Source organism: Streptomyces djakartensis, from assembly GCF_014651075.1.
Taxonomy (GTDB): Bacteria; Actinomycetota; Actinomycetes; order Streptomycetales; family Streptomycetaceae; genus Streptomyces; species Streptomyces djakartensis.
Map to the genome: position 1 here is coordinate 91,969 of NZ_BMWE01000019.1, position 20,196 is coordinate 112,164.

The window sequence follows — 20,196 nt, forward strand, 5'->3', positions numbered from 1 at the left end:
ACGCTGCGGGGGTACTGTTGACTGGCCGGAATGAGCGAGGCGGTGGTCGGTGGTGGAGTGGCGGCAGTACGCCGAACAGATGGCGCTGCTCGCCCGGGACCTGCTGGCGCAGGATTCCGTGCAGGGGACGCTGGACGAGATCGCGGCGGCGGCGGTGAAGTTGATCGAGGGCTGTGAGGCCGCGGGCATCCTGGCCGTCTCCAAGGGCCGGGCCGTGACGCTGTCCGCGTGCGGGGACATGGTCGAGGAGTCCGACCGGCTGCAGGGCGAGCTGGGCGAGGGGCCGTGTTTTGACGCCGCCCGGCGCGTGGACGGTGAGCGGCTGTTCCGTATCGCCGACATGACCATGCCGCAGCCGTCCTGGCCGCGGTTCAGCCAGAAGGCCCGCGAGCTGGGGATCGGCAGCATGACCGGCGTACTGCTCTACACCGACCAGCAGGACTTCGGCGCGCTCAACCTCTACTCCCGCCGGCCGGGGGCGTTCGGCAGGGACATCGAGTCCGCGGGCTGGCTGCTCGCCTCCCACGCCGCCGTCGCGCTGTCCACGGCCCGCACCGTCGAGCAGCTCGAGCACGCCCTGGAGACCAGGCACGCCATCGGTGAGGCCATGGGCATCCTCATGGAGCGCCACGGGCTGAGCGAGGACGAGGCCTTCGCCGTGCTGCGGCGCCTCTCGCAGGAGCACAACATCAAGCTGCGCGATGTGGCGGGGCACGTGCGGGCGGACTCCTCTGCTCAGGACTGACCGTCCGGCCTGCGCGTGGCGCGCAGAAGGAGCACCGCGATGTCGTCGGTGTGCTGCCCGGTGGGTGTCCTGTGGCGGACGAGCCGGTCGATGAGCCGTTCCAGATCGTGTCCGTCGCCTGCGTCCAGCCGCCCGGCGAGGTCGGACGTGGCCCGCGTGGTGTCGGTGCCGGGGAGTTCGACCAGTCCGTCGGTGTACAGGGCGAGGGTGGTGCCGGGAAGCAGGGGCGCGGTGGTGACCGGGTAGTCCGCGCCGGCTTCGATGCCCAGCAGGGGGCCGGGCTCGGCGTCGAGGACACCGGCCGGGCGGCCGGCGTGGCGCAGGAGCGGGGGCACGTGTCCGGCGCTGGCGAAGGCCGCCTCCTGGCGTGCCAGATCGAGGTGGACGTAGAGGCAGGAGACGAGCAGCTCGGAGTCGAGGTCGCCCAGCAGCCGGTTGGTGCGGGCGAGGACCTGGCCGGGTGCGGCACCGGCGGTGGCGTGGGCGTGGATGGCGGTGCGGACCTGGCCCATCAGCGCGGCGGCGGCCATGCTGTGGCCCTCGACGTCGCCGATCAGGGCCGCCGCGGTGGTGTCGTCGAGGCGCAGAACGTCGAAGAAGTCGCCGCCGACCTCGAGACCGTGGCCGGCCGGCAGGTAGCGGGCCGCGACCTCCAGTCCGGGCAGGTGCGGCAGTGCCCGGGGCAGCAGGGCGCGTTGCAGTTCATGGACGAGACGGTGCTTGGCGTCGTAGAGCCGGGCGCGGTCGAGGGCCTGGGCGATCAGGCCGGACAGCGAGGTCAGGACCGCGCGCTCGTCGGCGGTGAACGTGTGCGGTCGGTCGTAGGACAGGATGCAGCAGCCGACCGGCCGGCCCGAGATGATCAGCGGCAGGAACGCCCAGGCCTGTTTACCGCTGATCTGGGGTGCCCGGGGGTAGGTGGCGGCCAGTTCGGCCGGGTCGGCGAAAAAGGCGGGCGAGCCGCTGGCGAGGACCTGGCCGGCGGGGGTGAGGTCGGTGTCCAGTGACAGGGCGTCGAGTCGGTCCATGGTGTGGGCCGGGTAGCCGTGGTGGCCGGTGATCTTCAGGCGGCCGGCGTCGGCGACGGAGAGCACCATGCCCTGGGCACGGAAGGCGGGCAGGATCTGGTGGGCGATCAGTGTCACGAGGTCGCGCACGGTCACCGCCTCGGTGAGCGCCGCGGCCAGGTGCACCAGTTGGTAGAGGCGACCCGTAGGTGAGGCGGCCACGGGCCGGGCGGGCGGTGGGACCGTGTCGCCGGGCGGCTCCGTCCTCGGGACGACGCGGACGCTGATGCCGCTGGTGTCGGGGTACAGCTGGAAGGTCAGCCACTGGTCCGGCGGGCGCAGCGCGGTGAAGGACACGGGGGCGCGGCTGAGGACCGCCGTGCGGTAGTGGTCCTCGTAGACGGGGTCGTCCAGCCAGGACAGGGACTGCCAGGGCCGGGTCCCCAGCAGCCGGTCGGCGCGGCAGCCGAGCAGGTACGCCGCGGTGGTGCTGGCCATGATGATCCGGCCCTCCAGGTCCAGGGCCAGGGCACCCTCGGGGAGGCGTTCGAGGTAGTCGGCGGCTGCCAGGCCGGTCTGCACCGGGTGGTGTGCGGAGTCGACGGGGACGATGCGCGGATGGTCGGGCAGGGTAGGCGGCCGGGTGGCGTCGTCGAGTATGCGGGCGGTGCGGCGGGCGCCGGAGGTGATGTGTCCCCGTTCGCGTGGCGTGACCTCGCGGGGACGCGCCGCGGGCCACATCAGCACGATGCCGCCCCAGCTCCGCCGTACACCGGTCAGCGGGACCGCGGCCAGGGCGAACGGGTAGGGCAGGACGGCGGCCGCCCGCGGGTAGCGGCGGGCCATCTCGTCCTGGCTGCCGATGCAGATCAGGGCGTCGTCGTGGATCGCGTCGGCGACCGGGACGGGCGCGGTGAGCGGCAGGCGCTGCCAGGGGGCGCTGAAAGCCACCGGCAGGCCGCACAGCGCCACCAGGCGCAGCACCGGCTCCGCCTCCTCGATCAGGTACAGGCCACCGATCGAGGCGCCGGTGCCGCGCACCATGTCGGCCAGGGCCACCCCCAGTGCGTCGTCCAGCGTTCCCGCGCCCCTGACTGGCTCGCTGCTCCCGGACATACTGTCCTCCCACTCATACCCGGACGCTACGCCCAGCCGGGCGCGGGGGCATGTCGTCGTGGGACCTCGTGACGGGAGCGTGGGCGGTCGGGCGTGGCGCACTGGCAGAATCGAGGGCCTGACGTGCGAGCGGGAGGCTGGACTTGCGGACGCTGACATCGCGGGATCCACTCGCCGTCGCCGTCACCGAGGCGATCCGGCGCGGCGATCTGCCCGGGCTCCGGAAGCTGCTCTGCGATCATCCGGGTCCAGTGACCTGAGTCGGAGATATTCGGGTAGTTCTCGCGAGCTGCCTGGCGTGCCGGAGGCCGGATTCCAGCAAGCCTGTCCGGACCTGGCAGTCGCACGGCATCCGGTTGACGGCCTCCGATCTGACGAGGAATCTCTGACTCAGGTCACTAGCGGCCGCGCGCATCACCGAGCAGGGTGAGGAAGGCGAGGGCACACGCAGTCTGCTGCACATCGCGACCGACTGGCCCGGTCACCTTCCCCGCGGGCCCGAGGTGGTGGCCGCACTCGTCGCCGCCGGGGCCGATCCCGACGCCCGCTTCGAGGGCGCGCACGAGGAAACTCCGCTGCACTGGGCCGCCAGCAACGACGACGTGCCCGTCCTGGACGCGCTCATCGCCGCCGGGGCCGGCATCGAGGCGCCCGGGGCGGTGATCGCCGGCGGTACCCCGCTGGCCGACGCCCGCGCGTTCGGCCAGTGGCGCGCCGCGCACCGGCTGGTCGAGCACGGCGCCCGCACCACCCTCCAGGACGCCGCCACGCTGGGACTGCTCGACCGGGTCCGTTCATACGTCGAGACCGGCCCGCCCCCGTCACCGGACGAGATCACCTGGCCTTCTGGGGCGCCTGTCACGGTGGTCACCTGGCCACCGCGCAGTACCTCCACCGGCACGGCGCCGACGGACCGGTGCGGCTACGACGGCGGGACCCCGCTCGGTGTCGCACGCGCCCAGGACGCCGCCGACGTGGTGCGGTGGCTGCGCGGCCTGGGCGCGCAGAGCGGGTCGCAGGACAGGACACGCCTCTCGGCCGGCGGTGGGACCGGCCGGCTCACAAGCAGTAGCGAACCATCCATTCGTCCTGGTTGTACGCGGTGCGGTCCGGGTCCGGGACGCTGGCCGGCCGCTCCTCGACCATGTCCTCCACGCGCACCGGCTCCGGCAGCGCCCCGAAGCGGGCCCGGCGTGCGGCGGCCTCCGCCTCACTCCCCTGCTGCACAGTCGCGTCCTCCACGGCGATTCCCCTCTCCGGCCGGCCTCCTGATCGACCCTGCTCCGGTACAGGAGTTGACGTGCGAGACGGGCCCATGGTTCCCGTGCAGTCGCTCAGCCGGACGTCGTGCCGTGAGGCGGTGTTCGGCGGGGGCGGTGGGAGCAACTTCGCGCGCGGCTGTTCCCCTCCCGGGCCGCCAATGATAGGAAACCTTCCTATCAGTTCTGCACGGACAGCTCTTCCACCCCCACCCTGCTTGGAGGATCCGTGGGAAACCCCTCGAGCCCAGCGGCTCGGCGCACCGTCCTGGCGTTGTTCGGTGCCGCCCTGGCCGCCACCCCGTTCCTGAGGCCGCCGCAGGCCACGGCCACCGTTCGGGCCGTGGGGCTCGACGACCCGGCGAAGAAGGAGATCGCCATGCGGCTCGTTTCGAGCGCGGAGAACTCCTCGCTCGACTGGAAGGCGCAGTACCCGTACATCGAGGACATCGGCGACGGCCGCGGCTACACCGCCGGCATCATCGGGTTCTGCTCCGGGACCGGCGACATGCTCGACCTCGTCGAGCTCTACACCGACCGCAAGCCCGGGAACGTCCTCGCCGAGTACCTGCCGGCGCTGCGCCGGGTCGACGGTTCCGACTCGCACGACGGGCTCGACCCCGGCTACCCCGGCGACTGGCGCAGGGCGGCGCGTGACGCCGGGTTCCGGCAGGCGCAGGACGACGAACGCGACCGGGTGTACTTCGATCCGGCGGTCCGGCAGGGGAAGGCCGACGGGCTGCGGGCGCTGGGGCAGTTCGCGTACTACGACGCCATCGTCATGCACGGCGACGGCAGCGACCCCTTGAGCTTCCGCAGCATCCGCAAGCGAGCGCTGCGCACGGCCAAGGCGCCGTCGCGGGGCGGTGACGAGGTGAGTTACCTGAACGCCTTCCTCGACGCGCGCGTGTGGGCCATGCGGCAGGAGGAGGCCCACCGGGACACGAGCAGGGTCGACACGGCGCAGCGCGTCTTCCTGCGCGAGCGCAACCTCGACCTCGATCCGCCGCTGGTCTGGAAGGTCTACGGCGACAGCTACCGCATCGACTGACCGCCGCTCCACGCGGCCTTCTGCGAGCGGCGGGCGGCGCGTCAGCAGATCTGGGCGTGGCCCCCGGGCGGTGAGCCGCACGGTCGGCCACGCCCTGCCGGCTGACCGCCTTTCGGGGGAACGGCCCGGCCCGGAGGCGTGACGACGCCGTTTCCGGCAGGCCGGAGTGATCCCGCACGCATCTAATGGACGGCACCGAACGTCTCGGCCGGCACAGGAGGCCACGTCGATGCCGCACACCCGCACCGGTGAGAAGGGCAAGGACCCCGCGCGTGCGGGCGTGCTGCGGCGGCTGGGCGAGTGGTGTGCGCACCACTTCCTGATCGTCATCATCGCCTGGCTGGTGGCGCTGGTGGCTCTGCAGGTCGTCAGCCGTGAATTCGGGGGGACGTACTCCGACAACTTCAGCCTGCCCCAGTCGCAGGCCCAGAAAGGCCTGGACGTACTCAAGGAGCACGACCCCCAGGCCGGCGGATACAGCAGCCAGATCGTGCTGCACGACGACCAGCAGCCCCTGACCGGGCTGAGCTCCCAGATGTCCACCACGGTCGCCGACCTCGAGAAACTCCCGCACGTCCTGTCCGCCCAGAACCCGCTGTCCGCCCCGAGCTCGCCGAGTGGCCAGGCCCAGCAGAACGTGGGGCCGCTGTCGGACGACAAGAAGACGGCCTACATCACCGTCCGTTTCGACGTGCAGCCCTCGACACTCGGCGACGACTACCTCCACGGGGTCGACACGGCCGTGCAGCCGCTGCGGTCGGCCGGCGCGCAGGTCGAATACGGCGGCCCGCTCGGCGAACTGGCCCGGCCGGCCGCCGACGACCGGGTGAGCGAGCTGATCGGTTTCGGTGTGGCCGTCATCGTGCTGCTGATCGGGTTCGGCAGCGTGATCGCGGCGGTCGTACCGCTGCTGAGCGCGCTGATCAGCGTTGTCGGTGGTCTCGCCATCCTCGGGCTGCTGGCGGCGGCCTTCACCTTCGCGACGGTCTCACCGACCCTGGCCACGATGATCGGCCTGGGTGTCGGGATCGACTACGCGCTGTTCATGATCACCCGGCATCGGCAGAACCTCATCGACGGCGCGGACCCGGTGCGGGCGGCCGGGCAGGCCGCGAGCTCCAGCGGCCATGCCGTGCTCGTCTCCGGCTGCACGGTGATCATCGCTCTTGCGGGCCTGTCCGCGTCCGGCGTCTCCTTCATCTCCCTGCTCGGTCTCGCGGCCGCGGTCACCGTCGTCTCGGCGGTCGCCGGCGCCCTCACCCTGGTGCCGGCCCTGCTCGGCCTCATCGGCCGGCACATCGACCGCTACCACGTGCGCCGTCCCGTCGCGGAGACCGAGGCCGAGGGGGGTGAGACGTCGCAGGGCACCTGGCACCGGTACGCCCAGCGAGTGGAGCGCAGGCCGCTGTGGTTCCTGTCGGGGGGTGTCGCCGTGGTCGTCATCCTCGCGATCCCGTTGTTCTCCATGCAGCTCGGCCACATCGGTGACGGCGCCGACCCGGCCTCCTTCACCGACCGGCGGGCGTACGACCTGATGAGCGACGCCTTCGGGCCGGGCTCGAACGGCCCCCTCACGGTCGTCATCGATCAGACGGACGTACCGCAGTCGCAGCGCTCGGCCCTGGCCTCGAAGGCCCAGCAGACGCTCGACAAGGCCGAGGGCGCCGCCGTCGTCACCCCCCTGACGCCCACGCAGGACGGCGACGTCCTGATCGGCACGGTCTACTCGGCCAAGTCCCCGCAGAACGCCGCGACCACGGACCTGTCCAACCGTCTCGTCGACGACACGCTGCCGGACGCCGTCCAGGGCACGGACGCCAAGGGGTACGTCACCGGTACGACGGCGACCCAGGTCGACTTCCGTGACATCGTCGCCTCCCAGCTGCCCGTGATCATCGCCGTCGTGGTGGGCCTGGCGTTCCTGATCATCCTGGCGGTGTTCCGGGGGCTTCTCGTCGCCGTCAAGGCCGCCGTCCTGAACGTGCTGTCGATCGCCGCCTCGTACGGCGTGGTGGTCGCGGTCTTCCAGTGGGGATGGGGCGGTCCCGCTCTCGGCGTCCACGGCAAGGTGCCCATCGAGAGCTACGTGCCGATGATGATGTTCGCCATCGTCTTCGGTCTCAGCATGGACTACGAGATCTTCCTGCTGTCGCGCGTCCATGAGGCCTGGCTGCGCACCGGGGACGCCAAGGGGGCCGTCGCGCACGCGCTGGAGATCACTGCCCGGGTCATCACCTGTGCCGCGCTGATCATGGTGAGTGTGTTCGCGGCTTTCATCGTCAGCGACAACATCGTGGTGAAGATGCTCGGGCTGGGGCTGGCCGTCAGCGTACTCATCGACGCCACCGTCGTTCGGCTGCTCATGGTGCCGGCGGTGATGACGCTGCTGGGGCGGCACGCCTGGTGGACGCCGCGCTGGCTGGACCGGGTGCTGCCCCACATCGACGCCGAGGGGGGACGGACGTAGCCCGGGGGCGGTTGCCGGCGCACCGGGTGGGAGCCGGAACGGCGGCAGGGCCCGTGGGGGTCCTGCCGCCCCCGGGGCGAGGGTGATGTGGTGTCAGCCGCGCCGGACGCGGCGAAGGACCGCGAAGCCCGCCAGTACCAGGACGGCGCCGGCCGCGGCCGGCCAGAGCTGGGCTCCGGTGTCGGCCAGGCCGCCGCTGCCGACCGCCTGGGGCTCGGTCCGGGGCGGGGCCGAGGGGGCCGGGGCGGAGCTGGTCGCCGTGCCGACTGCCTGCGACTGGCCGAGACCGTCCGTGTCCTCGCCGGTCTCGTCCTTCGAGCCGCCCTCGTCACCCGGGGCCCCGGTCCCCGCCTCGGCCGTAACCGTCGCCAGCACGTCGGGGGCGTCGGTGCCGGGGGCCTCACCGTCCGGGTCCGGTTCGGGGGCCGGCTCGTTCGTGGCCGGCGGCCGGGCGGCCTCGCCCTTCCCGTCGTCGGAACCCTTCCCGTCTTCGGAGTCCTCCCCGTCACCGGGCTCGCCGCCGGCGTTTCCGCCCTGCTGGGCGTCCGGCGTGCGCGTGGGCTGCTCCTGCGGCTCCTCAGGGGCCTTCGTCGGCGTCTCCTGGGGGGCTTGGGGAGTGCTGGTGGGCTCCTGTGGCTCCTCCCCCGCGCCCGGCTCCTCGCCGGGCTCGGCTTCCGCGCCCGCTCCGCACGTCCGGCCCTCGTTGATGCAGTCGACCATCTCCCGCATCAGATCATCGTCGAAGACGTTGATGAAGTCGCCGTGGTCCGTGACCGGCTTGTGCAGCTGCTCCGGGAAGGAGTCCACCGCGAACAGCGGTGTCGTGCGGCCGCCGTCCTCAAGGCTCGGCGCGTCGACGTCGTAGACGATGCGCTGGACCAGCTGCGGAACGGGCCGGAAGCCGGACGGGCAGCCGCCGGCGGCGTCCGCGAACGCCATGTGCGTACGGTGGTTGGCGCTGTCGGTGTTGCGGCCGTCCCAGCAGCTCTGGAACTCGAAGGTGCGCACGACGTCGCTGCCCGGCGGGCACAGCGGGTACTTGTCCTTCAGCCGCCGGTCCTCGAAGCCCGTGCAGCTCCACGAGGCGTTGGCGTTGGCCGGGCCGTTGAGGAACGACTTGGCGTCGCCGGTGATGATGCGCAGCAGTCGCGGCATGGCGGTGACCTTGCCGCGCGGGTTCCCCTGGAAGGTCAGCGTGACCTGCTTGGGGGTGACGATCTCGCCGGCGTTGCCCTCGATGCCGCCGCCGGGCGAGTTGGCGTCCTGCTCCTGCGCACCGTTCTGCAGCCGCAGGACGGGCCAGTAGTAGGAGGACTTGTCGCCCTGGTCGGCGCAGCTGGTCTCGGCGTTCGCGAGGTCCTGGTCGGCGGCGAAGGCGTTGTTGGCCTGGTTGCCGATGTAGTCGTGGAAGTGGTGGGCGCCGTTGGTGACGCCCGGGGCGGCGATGATGTTGTCGGAGTTGAACAGGCCGTTGTCGTTGACGCCGCAGTCGGTGGCGAAGGAGCCGCGGGAGGCGTCCGCCGTCTGACGCGGGCGGGTGGCGTCCGGCTGGACGCTGGTGACGGGCGCGAAGTCGGCGGCGACCGGCCCGTTGCCCGCCTGGCCGCCGTTTCCGCTCTGGCCCTGGCCGCCCTCCTGGTCCTGGCCGCCGCCGTCCTGCTCCTGGCCGGGCTGCTCGCCGGCGGCGCCGTCCTGGCCTTCACCCTGCGCGGGAGCCTGGCTGCCGGAGTCCCGGACGGTGCAGGCGGCGAGGGCGCCGAGCCCCTCGGGGCGGTCCCCCACGCGCTCGATGGCGAGGGCGATGCGCTCGAGGGTCGCGGCCCGCTTCTCCTTCAGCGGGTTCATGATGGCGTCGTCGGCGAAACCCGCGTCCTGCCGCACCTGTTGGGCCGACTCGCTCAGCCGCTGGTAGGCGTTGGCCGTCTGCTCGTCCAGGAGAGCGAGTTCCTTGTCGACCTCCGGCCTCGCTGGGCCGGGAACCGAGGTCAGCTCGGTGCCGACGTCCGGACAGTCGATCGTGGCGCCCGCGGTCCGGACCCCCGTACCGGACCGCGTCTGGGCGGAGTCACCGCCCGAACCGCCGTCGGTGGCGGAGGCGTAGACGTTCGCCGCCATCAGGCCGCCCCCGCCCAGTATCAGCGCGCATGCGGCGAAGGTCGCGCGTCGTGGGCCTGCGGGGCGTCTTCGCGTCTTGCGTCCCAAGGGTGCTCTCCTGCGCTTGGTGGCGTACCGGGCATGAAAATCCCCCGTCCCATACGTGCGGGAGGACCGGCGCGTTCAAGCGTCCCCGGAATTCTTCGGAAACTCTCAGGAAGCACCCGGCACGCGAACCCCGCCGGACGCGATCGCCCGGCGGGAAAGCGCAGGTCAGCGGAAGTTCACGTCACTGCACAGGAAGTAGGTCTGGTCCATGTGCGAGGCCTGCCAGATCGTGTAGACGATGTGCCGGCCGCTCAGCCCCGAAGTGCTGACGGGGATCTGGTAGTTCTGGCTGGGCGCGTACCTGCCGGTGCGCGTCACGAGCCGCAGGTCGTTCCAGGTCAGCGGCTGGGTGGCGGGATTGAAGCCCTGCCGGGTGACGTAGACGAGGAAGTAGTCGGCGCCGTGGCTGGCCTGGTCGTACAGCTTCACGGTGAAGTTGCCGCCGCTGATGTCCGTGGTCTTCCACGCCCCGACCGCGTCCAGGGAGTTGTACCGGCCACCCTCGGTGCGTCCGCCGCTGCACAGCTGACCGTCGGGGACCACGGCCTGGAAGTTGCCGCCGGAGCCGTTGCGGTAGAGGCCGTTCCAGTTCCACATGGCGTTGGCGTCGGCCCGCCACGCCTGCCAGCACATGGGGTCCTGCTGAGCCATCGCGGGGTTCAGGTGGTCGCTGCCCCAGCGCTGCCAGCAGCCGTAGTTGCGGGAGGCCGGGTCGACGACGGAGCCGTGTGCGACAGCAGTGCCGCTCCACGGGATCAGGCTCAGCAGGGCGGCGACCAGCACGGTCAGGGCGAGCGTGAGACGCGACCGCGACCTGAGGCCGCGGCTAAGAACATGACCATGACAATTCATGATCTACCTCTTTCGGGTGTGGGGGTTGCCGGAGCTCTTCCGTGGGGAGTGCGAGAGCGCGTGGGAGCGCTCCCGCAGTGCACAGGCTGCGCCTGAAGAGGCGGGTCGGCAATGTGCGATTGCGCCAGTTCCGCTTCTCCTGGCGCAATCGATGCGGCAGCCTCGGGCCGTGCCCGGCCCGGGGGCTTCCCCCGCTCCTCGTCGAGAGAAGGCCCAGGTCGGCGCTACGAACCTGGCTTAAGGGCACCGGCGGGGGTTACCCGGTTCCCATGGTGAAGCTGCATATTCCTGGACGAAAAGAACACCAAGCGACAGAGGCTCCGGGTTCGGAGCCCGCCGCGGCGGAGCCCGGGCCGACTCCCGAAGTGGAGCGGGCGGCGCCGGACACGCTGGGCGAGCTGCCGCGGAAGTCGTGGGGTGCGGTGCTGAAGGGGAGCCTGCGCGAGTTCAAGGACGACGAACTCACCGACCGGGCCGCCGCGCTGACGTACTACGGGGTGCTGGCGCTGTTCCCGGCACTGCTGGTGCTGGTGTCGCTGCTGGGCCTCACCGGCGAATCGGCCACGGACAAAGTGCTCGACAACCTCCGGCAGCTGACGCCCGGCTCGGCCCGCGACATCATCACCCGGGCCGTCGAGCAGTTGCAGGGCAACGCCGGCATCGGCTCCCTGATGGCCGTCGTCGGTCTCGTGCTTGCGGTGTGGTCGGCCTCCGGCTACGTGGCGGCGTTCATCCGCTCCGCCAACGCCGTCTACGACATTCCCGAGGGCCGGCCGGTGTGGAAGCTGCTGCCGGTGCGGGTGGGTGTGACGGTCGTGCTGATGACGCTGGCGACGATCAGCGCGCTGATCGTGGTCTTCACGGGCGGGCTGGCCCAGCAGGTCGGCACGGCGCTCGGGATCGGTGACACCGCGCTGACGGTGTGGTCGATCGCGAAATGGCCGGTCCTTGTCGTGCTGGTCACCATCATGATCGCGATCCTGTACTGGGCGACCCCGAACGCCAAGGTGAAGGGCTTCCGCTGGATCACGCCGGGCAGCGTGCTGGCCCTGTTGATCTGGCTGGTCGCGTCCGCGGGCTTCGCCGTCTACGTCGCCAACTTCGCCTCGTACAACAAGACCTACGGCACCATGGCCGGCGTCATCGTCTTCCTGGTGTGGCTGTGGATCACCAACCTCGCCATCCTGCTGGGCCTGGAGTTCGACGCGGAGACGGCACGGCAGCGGGCCATCGCCGGTGGGCATCCGCCCGAGGCCGAGCCGTACACCGAGCCCCGCGACACGCAGGCGTGGGACGAACAGGACCGGCGCCATATGGAGGACGGCTGACCGCCCTCGCGGTTCTCACTCCATGAGTCCGGCGGCGACCGTCGCGCCCAGTTCCCAGCACCTCCCGACATCCCGCTTGTCCGGCTCGCCGGTCACCGTCACGGCCTCGGCGGTGCGGCGCCAGCCGAGACCCGTCGTGATCGCCTCGATGCCCCGCACCGCACCCGTGACGTCGTTCCCGCCGTGGACCCAGTAGCCGAAGGGCCGTCCGCGGGTCGCGTCCAGGCACGGGTAGTAGACCTGGTCGAAGAAGTGCTTGAGGGCACCCGACATGTATCCCAGGTTGGCGGGTGTGCCGAGGAGGTAGCCGTCGGCTGCGAGGACGTCGGAAGCGGTGGCGGACAGCGCGGGCACGCGTACGACCCGTACGTCCTCGATCGCGGGGTCGCTCGCACCCGAGAGGACGGCTTCGAACATCGCCTGGCAGTTGGGTGAGGGAGTGTGATGAACGATCAGCAAGGTGGCCACGTCGCCCGACCCTACAAGTCGCGAGGACCATGACTGAACGGCGCGCGATCTGGTACCCGGCGGTTGCGTTCCGTACGAGAAGAGAGGTGACCGCCTTGTCCCAGGTAGAGGAATCCGTCGAAGTCCGCGTCCCGGTCCACACCGCGTACAACCAGTGGACGCAGTTCGAGTCGTTCCCCGAGTTCATGGACGGTGTCGAGCGCATCGAGCAGCGCACCGACACCCTGACGCACTGGGTGACGAAGGTCGGCGGCCAGCAGCGGGAGTTCGACGCGGAGATCACCGAGCAGATCCCCGATGAGCGGGTCGCCTGGACGACCGTGAGCGGCGAGGCCAGGCAGGCCGGTGTGGTGACCTTCCACCGCATCCAGGACGACACGACCAAGGTCATGCTCCAGATGGACTTCGACCCCAGTGGCGTGGCCGAGACGGTGGGCGACAAGCTCGGGTTCGTGAAGCGGCAGGTCTCCGGTGATCTGCAGCGGTTCAAGCGGTTCATGGAAGCCCGTGGGTCGGAGACGGGAGCCTGGCGCGGCGAGGTCTGACCCGGCGGAAGCGGCGGCCGCCACCACGACTCGTGGTGGCGGCCGCTTCGTGTGGCTCGCCGGCCCGAAGGTGCGATGCCCCTACGCCACCACCGGCTTGGCGATCCCGCTGTGCAGCAGCTCCCGGGCCTTCTCGCTCAGCTCGCCGAGGCGCAGGGCGACCTGCGCCGCCGTGTCGTACAGGCTGTGCACCGCCTGCAGGCGTTCCAGGCGGGGGGCGAGGGCCGAGAGGGCGATGGCCAGGGCCACGCCCGCCCAGGCCACCGGGCCGAGCGGCGTGCAGCCGAAGAAGTGGCTGACGCCAGGGGTCTGGACGAGTGCGGCGAGCACGGCGGCCGAGCCGAGGGCGGTCGCCCACACCAGCAGGCTGCGGCGGCGGCCGGAGAGGGTCTGCACGAGTTGAGCCCCGACCACGCCGCACAGCGCCATGGTGGTGGAGCGGCGTTCCGTGCCGGGGGTGAGACGGCCGATGAGGTAGGCCGCGACGGCGCCGAAGCAGGTGGTGATGCCTCGTCGCCGGATCGAGCGCAGCAGGGGCGCGCCCAGGACGTCGAGGCCCATCGGGCCGGTCGCGGCGCGCTCGGCCGTCGAGGGGTCGTCGCTGGGGGTGACCGCCACCGCCATGGCCGGGAACATGTCGGTGAGCAGGTTGACGAGCAGCAGCTGACGCGTCGACAGGGGCGAGGCCCCGGCCAGCAGGGTGCCGAGGACACTGAAGCCGACTTCGCCGGCGTTGCCGCCGATGAGGATGCTCACCGCGTCGGCGACGCTGCGCCACAGGGCCCGGCCCTCGACGACCGCGTCCACCAGGACGGACAGGTCGCCGGTGGTGAGCACGAGGTCGGCGGCGTTGCGGGCCGCCGCGGAACCGCGGGCCTCGATGCCGACCCCGACGTCGGCGGCGCGGATGGCGGCCGCGTCGTTGGCGCCGTCGCCGGCCATCGCCACGACCCGGCCGGCCTGCTGCAGGGCCTCCACCACGTGCAGCTTCTGCTCGGGCGCGACCCGGGCCACGACGCCCGCGCCCCGCAGGACCCGGACCCGTTCGCGGCGCTCCATGGCGACCAGTTCGTCGCCCGTGACGACTTCGGTCTCCTCCGGCCAGCCCAGTTGCAGGGCGATCGCGCGGGCGGTCTCCGGGTGGTCGCCGGTGAGCATGACGGGCAGGATGCCGGAGCGGCGCAGTTCCGCGAGGAGCGAGTGCGAGGTGTCGCGTGGGACGTCGGCGAGCGCGATCAGCCCGCTGAACTCCAGGTCGGCGAGGGGCGCGTCGAGTGCGTCGCCGACGTCGCCGGCCCGGCAGGGGCGGTGGGCGACGGCGAGGACCCGCAGGCCCAGTCCGGCCAGTTCGTGGGCGGTGTCGGTCGCGTGACCGGGCAGGTCCCGGCACGCGGGCAGGACTGTCTCCGGGGCGCCCTTGACGACGAGGACCTCTCCGAGGTCCGGGTCGCCGTCGCGGCCGAGCGCCGCCGCGTAGCCCCGGCGCGCCTCGAACGGCAGTTCGCCGGTCGGTGTCCAGCCCTCGTCCGGCGGGGCGACCTCGAGGACGGCCTCGTCGGTGGCGTGCGCGACGCGGCGGCCCTGTCCCGTCTCCTCCTGCGGGCAGGCGCGCGCGGCCAGGCGCACGATCGGTACGGCCTCTTCGCCGTCCACGTCCAGGACGGTGCCGTCAGCGGTGGCGACGCGGATCAGACGCAGCTTGTTCTCGGTGAGGGTGCCGGTCTTGTCGAAGCAGACGGTGTCGACCCGCCCGAGCGCCTCCAGGGTGCGCGGGGTGCGCACCAGCACACCGCGCCGGGACAGCCGGCGGGCCGCCGCCATCTGCGCGACCGTCGCCACGAGCGGAAGCCCCTCCGGTACGGCGGCGACGGCCACCGCGACACCTCCGCTGACAGCGCGTCGAATGGGGCTGCCGCGCAACAGGGAGAGCCCGGTCACGGCCGCGCCGCCCGTGAAGGTCACCGGCAGCGCCTTGCGGGTCAGCTCCTGAAGCCGGGCCTGTACGCCGGCGGGCGGCGGGGTGCGGGCGGCGAGCGTGACGGCCCGGCCGGCCTCGGTCCGGTCACCGGTGTCGACGACGAGCGCGGTGGCGTTCCCGGCCACGACGGTCGTGCCCTCGAACACCATGCACGCGCGTTGCGCCACCGGCGCGCCGGGGGTGGCGTCGAGGGCCTTGGTGACCGGCAGCGATTCGCCGGTGAGGGCCGACTCGTCGACTTCGAGCCCGTCGAGGTCGAGCAGACGCGCGTCGGCGGGTACGACGTCACCGGCGCCGAGGGTGATCTCGTCCCCGGGCCGGAGCCGGGCCGCGTCGACGGTGACCGTGCCGGTGCGGCCTTCCCTCCTGCGGGCCCTGGGCTGCTGCCGGGCGGCCAGCCGGGCCAGTGCCTGTTCGGCGCGCAGCCGTTGGAGTCCGCCGGTCACCGCGTTGAGGTCCATGGCGCCGACCACCAGCAGCGCGTCGACGAGCGAGCCGAGCAGCGCGGAGGCGACGGCGCCCGTGGCCAGGACGGGGGTGAGCGGGTCGTCGAGTTCGCGGCGTACGGCGCCGGCCGCCTCCCAGGTCCAGCGGGCGGGGGTCATCACGGGGTGGCGGGCCAGGCGGGCCGTCTGCTGTCGCGTGCGGTCGGTGACCAGGGCGAGTCCGCGGGGCTCCTCCTCCCTGTCGGCCCGTGCCAGCCGGGCTTGGGCCTCGTGGGCCTCAAGGGCGTGCCAGGGGATGTGCAGCCGGGGCGGAGGCGGGGTGGCCCGCGCCACCCGGGTGGCTTCGAGCCAGCCGGCGAGCAGGGCGTTCGCGGCGGCGATATTGACGGGGGCGTGCCGGGTGAGATGCCACCGGCCGGCCCGGCCCGGGGCCTGTCCGCCGCGGGCGACCAGGAGCCCCGACAGGGCCGCGCCCGCGCGGGCCAGGGTCTGCGAGCGTCGTCCGACGCGCCGGGCCGCCGGGATCGCCGTCAGCAGCCGCCAGACGTCGGCGAGTCCCCCCGGGGCCAGCGCGTCGGCGCCCCACGGGACGGCCGCCCGCCCGTCGGTGAGGGCGACGGCGACGTCGCCGGCGGGCAGCCCGGCCGCGACGTGCCCTTCACCGGACTCGTTCAGCCGGGCGACGGTCACGACCACGCGCCCGTCGTCCTGGAGGCCTCGGACGACGTCCGCGAACGGTGTCCCGCTCGGGGCGACCTCGTCGGCGAGCCGGGTGATGTCCTTCAGGTCGGAGCCGCCCGCGATCACGACGTGCAGCCCCGCCCTGCGGGCGGCGTCGAGAACGGCCTCGGCGAAGGGGTCGACCGGGTCCTCGGGCAGGCCGTCGGAGGCGCTGCCGAAGTCGCCGTCGCTCCGGGGACGCCGGCTGCGCAGGGCGTCCGCGTGCAGGACGAGGGCGTCGGCGATCTCCAGCTGCCGCAGCCGCTCCGCGCTGCGCACGAGGATCCCGGAGTGGGCCAGGAAGGTGCCGAGGGTCGCGTTGAAGGCGGCGGGTCCGTAACGGGCCGCCTTCGGGGATCCGGCCAGGACCGCTTCGGCCGCTTCCCTCGCGTCGTGCGTGACGAGGAGGGTGGCGGCGGCACCGGCGATGCTGCCGGTGCTCGCATGGGACGCGTACTCCTGGGCGGGTGTCACCCGCAGCGGCGGCCGGGTGCCGGCCGGGCACGGCAGGCTGGTGCGCCGTTCGAGGCAGATGTCGTCGTGCAGCGCCTCGAAGGCCGCGGCCCTGGACACCGCCGCGGTCAGCTGGACGCCGCGCAGTACGCCGTCGAGCACGAGGGCCAGCGGGGTCTGGCCGACTCCGTGCGCGGCTGCGTTGCCGGCGGCGAGCACCAGTTCCATACCGGAGCTGCCGAACCGTTGCCTCAGGAGGGCGCGGAAGCGGGGGTTCTCACGCAGCAGCGAGACGGTGGCGGTCACGATGCGTGAGGTGGGCGGCAGGCGCAGGGACCGGCCGGCCAGGGCACCGGCCGCGCCCGCGGCGTCCAGCAGGATCCCCGCCGCGGAGACGCGTACCTCGCCGGGGTCGCCGGGGTGTGAGACCTCCGGGGCCGGTGGGTGGGAGCCCTCGGTCAGGCCGAGGCGGGCGGCGAGCTCGATGGCCCGTTCGGTGACCCGGTCGGTGGCGGCCTCCTCGACCGCGGTGACCACCAGGCGGGACAGTCCCTCGTCCCAGTAGGCCAAGAACACGTCCGGGTGCTCGAGCAGTTCCCCGGCCAGCTTGCGGGCGGGGGCGCCCGTGTCGCCGTCGGAGCGCCGCAGCGCGACGTGGACGCGCTGCCCGGCCTTCCAGTGCTGTCCGCCGGTCAGGGCGTTGCGTGCGACGTTGCGGACGCGGCGCGTGGTGTCGTAGGCCGACGTCACTCCCTGGGCGGTGCTGCGGGCGGCGCCTGCGGCCGCCCCGGCCACGGCCCCGACGAGCGGGGCGACGTCGAAGCGTGTGAGCATCTGCTGGTGTCCCGACTCAGCTCGTGGGGCGAGTGTCGTGTCCGTGCCGGTGGCCCTGCTCCCGGTCCGGTTCTTCGTCGTGCGGGTCGTGGTGGGTGGTGGCCTCGGCGACCTGTTTCAGCGCGGAGGCGGTGGCGGTGTCGCCCACTTTGGCGGGCTGCTCGTGCACGTGCTGCTCCGGCCGGTCGTGCCGGTAGTGCGACGAGGCGAGCTTGTCGCCGGGGCCGTACGAGGTGTCCGGCTCGTCCCGGGTGTCCGTCACACCGGCCCCGGAGAGGCGTTCGCCGGCCCGCTCGGCCTGCGCGGCGCCGTCTGCTGCCGCGCCGTCGGGCCCGTGCCCGGGCCGCGGACGGGTCAGCCAGGCCACGGCCGCGCCGGTCAGTGCCACCGGCCACTCCACCACGCCGGCCACGCCGAGCACCCCGGCACCGGCGTACACGGCCACCCGCCGGCCGCGCGGTGACACCGCGCCGATCCGGTCCAGTGCGCCACCGGCCACCTTGCCCACCTGCTCCGCACCCGGCACATGCCTCAGCCCCGAGGCGACGGCCCGCAACGGCTGCGGAAGATCGGGCGAACGTGATGTCTCCTGGTTCATGTCGACCTCCACGAGCGCGCTGTCCAGCGGCCTTCAACCGGTTTCCCAGCTTTTCTTCCCATATTCCGCTTTTCGGCGACCGGCCGCTTGCCGTGTCCGGAGACGGGGAGGGTGACAGCCTGCCGTGTCGGTCCGGGAGCGCCGGGTACTCAGAGCGGGCACGCAGGCCGTCAAGGGTCCGGGCAGCGCGGTGTCCGGTCCGGCGAATGGAGGGGTCATGACGCAGAACGGTGATGACGCGACGCTCGTCCGGCGACCGGGGATCCCGGACCTCCGGATGGACCCGGACGCTACCGAGGTCGCGCCACCACAGGACCCGCAGGCCGGGGAACCGCCACAGGAGCTGCCCCTGGACCGCAACCAGGCGCTGCTGGAGGCGGCCAAGCAGGTCGGTGCCCTGCTGAAACGGAAAGGGCACCTCTTCGCGCTGGCAGGGAGCGTCGCCGCCTACGCGCACGGCGGCGAGAAGAACCTCCAGCACGACGTCGACTTCGCCATCCGCCCCGAGGACGCGGACGCGGTGGCGGCCACTCTGCGTGAGGCCGGGCTGACGGTCTACACCCCGCCGGAGGACTGGCTGATCAAGGCCACGTGTTTCGGCCAGCCGGTCGACATCATCTTCGAGCTGGCGCACCAGCCGGTCGGCGCGGACATGCTCCGGCGGGCGGAGGAGGTGTCGGTCGACTCGGTGCGCATGCCCGTCCTGGCGCCGACCGACCTCCTGTGGAGCCTGCTCGCCGCCTTCTCCGAGCACCACTGCGACTTCGGCGCGGCCCTGCCCATCGCGCGTGCGCTGCGCGAGAAGGTCGACTGGGAGCGGGTGCGGCGCGAGTGCGGGGACGCCCCGATGCCCGCCGCCTTCTTCTTCCTCCTGGAGCGCCTGAACGTCATCTGAAGCGGAGGGAACACCCATGACCACCCACGGACCGGAGCAGGCGGGCGGCGGGGAGCCGGCGCAGAACCTGGACTACCGGATCGCCCACCTGCAGGACCGCCTCGCCTCCGGCGAGCTCGGCGAACTGGGCGTGCGGGCCGAGGCCCGCGGCCAGACGGTGCTGCTCACCGGCACCGTGCCCTCGGCGCCCTGCCGCGACGAGATTCTGCGCACCGTCCACGAGGAGCTCGCCGGGATCCCGGTGCACAGCGACCTCGTGGTCACGGAGGCGTCCTCCCCCGACCACGCGGAGGAACTCGCATGATCCGCATCGCAGCCGTCGGAGACATCCACATGGGGCCCGAGAGTCAGGGCGTGCTCCGCCCTGCCTTCGAGACCCTGCCCGAGTGCGCCGACCTTCTGCTGCTGGCGGGTGACCTCACCCGGCACGGCACGCCGGAGGAGATGCGGGTGGTGGCCCGGGAGGTCCGGGACCTCGGCGTCCCGGTGGTCGCCGTCCTGGGCAACCACGACCATCACGACGACAGGCCCGACGAGGTCTCGGCCATCCTCCGGGACGCGGGCGCCCATGTCCTGGAGGGGCAGGGAACAGTCGTGGAGAGCGGCGGGTCCCGGATCGGCGTGGCCGGCACCAAGGGGTTCGGCGGCGGCTTCGTCGGCCGCTGCGCCGGGGAGTTCGGCGAGCCGGTCATGAAGGAGTTCGTCAGGTACTCGCGCCGGCGCGCCGACGCCCTGCGGGCGGCTCTGCAGGAGTTGGGCGAGGAGGGCTGCGACGCGCGGATCGCCCTGACCCACTACTCCCCCGTCCCGGACACGCTGGCCGGCGAGCCGCTGGAGATCTATCCCTTCCTGGGCAGTTACCTGCTGGCCGAGGCGATCGACACGGCCGGCGCCGACCTCGCGGTGCACGGGCACGCGCACGCCGGCACGGAGCACGGCATGACGAGCGGCGGCGTACGGGTGCGCAACGTCGCTCAGCCGGTCATCGGGCGGGCCTTCCACGTCTACCACCTGCCGACCCGTGACCACGCGGCCACCGGAGTCGCCGCACAGGCCGCCCGCTGACCGACGCCCCTCTCCCATTGCGCCGCCGGCCGACGCCGGCGGCGTTCTCCGTGTGTGGCGGCGGGTGCCGCCGACCCGTCCGCTCGCCTCGGCATGCGTGCTCCGCGCTTTGCAGGTCCGCCAGGTCCGTCGCGTCCGCCCGGGGCGGGGCGGGCCCGGACGAGGGG

15 protein-coding genes are annotated in these 20,196 nt (G+C 72.6%); 8 read left to right on the forward strand and 7 right to left on the reverse strand.

Translation table 11 applies throughout. The features are described from left to right. Positions 1–52 precede the first annotated feature (52 nt). Complete coding sequence (locus tag IE212_RS27580) at positions 53–745, forward strand: GAF and ANTAR domain-containing protein (RefSeq protein ID WP_229864622.1); 693 nt, start codon at positions 53–55, stop codon at positions 743–745. Here IE212_RS27580 and IE212_RS27585 read toward each other — a convergent pair. Both IE212_RS27585 and IE212_RS27595 read right to left on the reverse strand, forming a co-directional pair. Beyond that, positions 736–2,868, reverse strand: coding sequence for a SpoIIE family protein phosphatase (locus IE212_RS27585; RefSeq protein WP_190200672.1), 2,133 nt, complete (start codon positions 2,866–2,868; stop codon positions 736–738). The two genes, IE212_RS27580 and IE212_RS27585, sit on opposite strands and share 10 nt — an antisense overlap. A 1,059-nt stretch (positions 2,869–3,927) precedes the next feature. Next, positions 3,928–4,110 carry a hypothetical protein gene (locus tag IE212_RS27595; RefSeq protein WP_190200673.1) on the reverse strand — a complete coding sequence of 61 codons (183 nt, stop codon included), beginning with the start codon at positions 4,108–4,110 and terminating at the stop codon, positions 3,928–3,930. A gap of 246 nt (positions 4,111–4,356) precedes the next feature. Here IE212_RS27595 and IE212_RS27600 point away from each other — a divergent pair, with 246 nt between their 5' ends. Together IE212_RS27600 and IE212_RS27605 are read left to right on the forward strand one after the other, a co-directional pair. Next, positions 4,357–5,178, forward strand: coding sequence for a chitosanase (locus IE212_RS27600; protein WP_190200674.1), 822 nt, complete (start codon positions 4,357–4,359; stop codon positions 5,176–5,178). A 229-nt stretch (positions 5,179–5,407) separates the two neighbouring features. Continuing rightward, a complete protein-coding gene (locus IE212_RS27605) occupies positions 5,408–7,645 on the forward strand; it encodes an MMPL family transporter (protein WP_190200675.1) in 2,238 nt (745 codons plus the stop codon). Between the two features lie 93 nt (positions 7,646–7,738). On the opposite strand, the gene IE212_RS27610 is transcribed toward IE212_RS27605, so the two are convergent. Together IE212_RS27610 and IE212_RS27615 are read right to left on the reverse strand one after the other, a co-directional pair. After that, positions 7,739–9,760, reverse strand: coding sequence for a DUF1996 domain-containing protein (locus IE212_RS27610; protein ID WP_190200710.1), 2,022 nt, complete (start codon positions 9,758–9,760; stop codon positions 7,739–7,741). A gap of 252 nt (positions 9,761–10,012) precedes the next feature. Further along, positions 10,013–10,699 carry a lytic polysaccharide monooxygenase auxiliary activity family 9 protein gene (locus tag IE212_RS27615; protein ID WP_190200676.1) on the reverse strand — a complete coding sequence of 229 codons (687 nt, stop codon included), beginning with the start codon at positions 10,697–10,699 and terminating at the stop codon, positions 10,013–10,015. Positions 10,700–10,971: 272 nt separating this feature from the next. Between IE212_RS27615 and IE212_RS27620 the strand changes: the two genes are divergently transcribed. After that, positions 10,972–12,027 carry a YihY/virulence factor BrkB family protein gene (locus IE212_RS27620; protein WP_373301436.1) on the forward strand — a complete coding sequence of 352 codons (1,056 nt, stop codon included), beginning with the start codon at positions 10,972–10,974 and terminating at the stop codon, positions 12,025–12,027. 15 nt (positions 12,028–12,042) lie between these two features. Here IE212_RS27620 and IE212_RS27625 read toward each other — a convergent pair whose 3' ends face one another. Continuing rightward, positions 12,043–12,495, reverse strand: coding sequence for a flavodoxin family protein (locus IE212_RS27625; RefSeq protein WP_190200678.1), 453 nt, complete (start codon positions 12,493–12,495; stop codon positions 12,043–12,045). A gap of 95 nt (positions 12,496–12,590) precedes the next feature. Here IE212_RS27625 and IE212_RS27630 point away from each other — a divergent pair, with 95 nt between their 5' ends. After that, on the forward strand, positions 12,591–13,040 hold the full coding sequence (locus tag IE212_RS27630; RefSeq protein ID WP_190200679.1) for an SRPBCC family protein: 450 nt from the start codon (positions 12,591–12,593) through the stop codon (positions 13,038–13,040). A gap of 81 nt (positions 13,041–13,121) precedes the next feature. On the opposite strand, the gene IE212_RS27635 is transcribed toward IE212_RS27630, so the two are convergent. Further along, the gene (locus IE212_RS27635; protein ID WP_190200680.1) at positions 13,122–17,471 is read right to left on the reverse strand and encodes a cation-translocating P-type ATPase; all 4,350 of its coding nucleotides are present in this window, start codon (positions 17,469–17,471) and stop codon (positions 13,122–13,124) included. Positions 17,472–17,487: 16 nt separating this feature from the next. Beyond that, positions 17,488–18,069 (reverse strand): hypothetical protein, encoded by a 582-nt coding sequence (locus IE212_RS27640; RefSeq protein ID WP_190200681.1) that lies wholly within the window; start codon positions 18,067–18,069, stop codon positions 17,488–17,490. 217 nt (positions 18,070–18,286) lie between these two features. On the opposite strand from IE212_RS27640, the gene IE212_RS27645 reads away from it, so the two are divergent. Genes IE212_RS27645 through IE212_RS27655 form a run of 3 tightly spaced genes read left to right on the forward strand, consistent with a single transcriptional unit; the run spans position 18,287 to position 20,029 of the window. Further along, positions 18,287–18,964 (forward strand): nucleotidyltransferase family protein, encoded by a 678-nt coding sequence (locus IE212_RS27645; RefSeq protein WP_190200682.1) that lies wholly within the window; start codon positions 18,287–18,289, stop codon positions 18,962–18,964. 16 nt (positions 18,965–18,980) lie between these two features. Next, complete coding sequence (locus tag IE212_RS27650; RefSeq protein WP_190200683.1) at positions 18,981–19,268, forward strand: BON domain-containing protein; 288 nt, start codon at positions 18,981–18,983, stop codon at positions 19,266–19,268. Then, positions 19,265–20,029, forward strand: coding sequence for a metallophosphoesterase family protein (locus IE212_RS27655; RefSeq protein WP_190200684.1), 765 nt, complete (start codon positions 19,265–19,267; stop codon positions 20,027–20,029). Before IE212_RS27650 ends, IE212_RS27655 begins: the two co-directional genes overlap by 4 nt. Positions 20,030–20,196 lie beyond the last annotated feature (167 nt).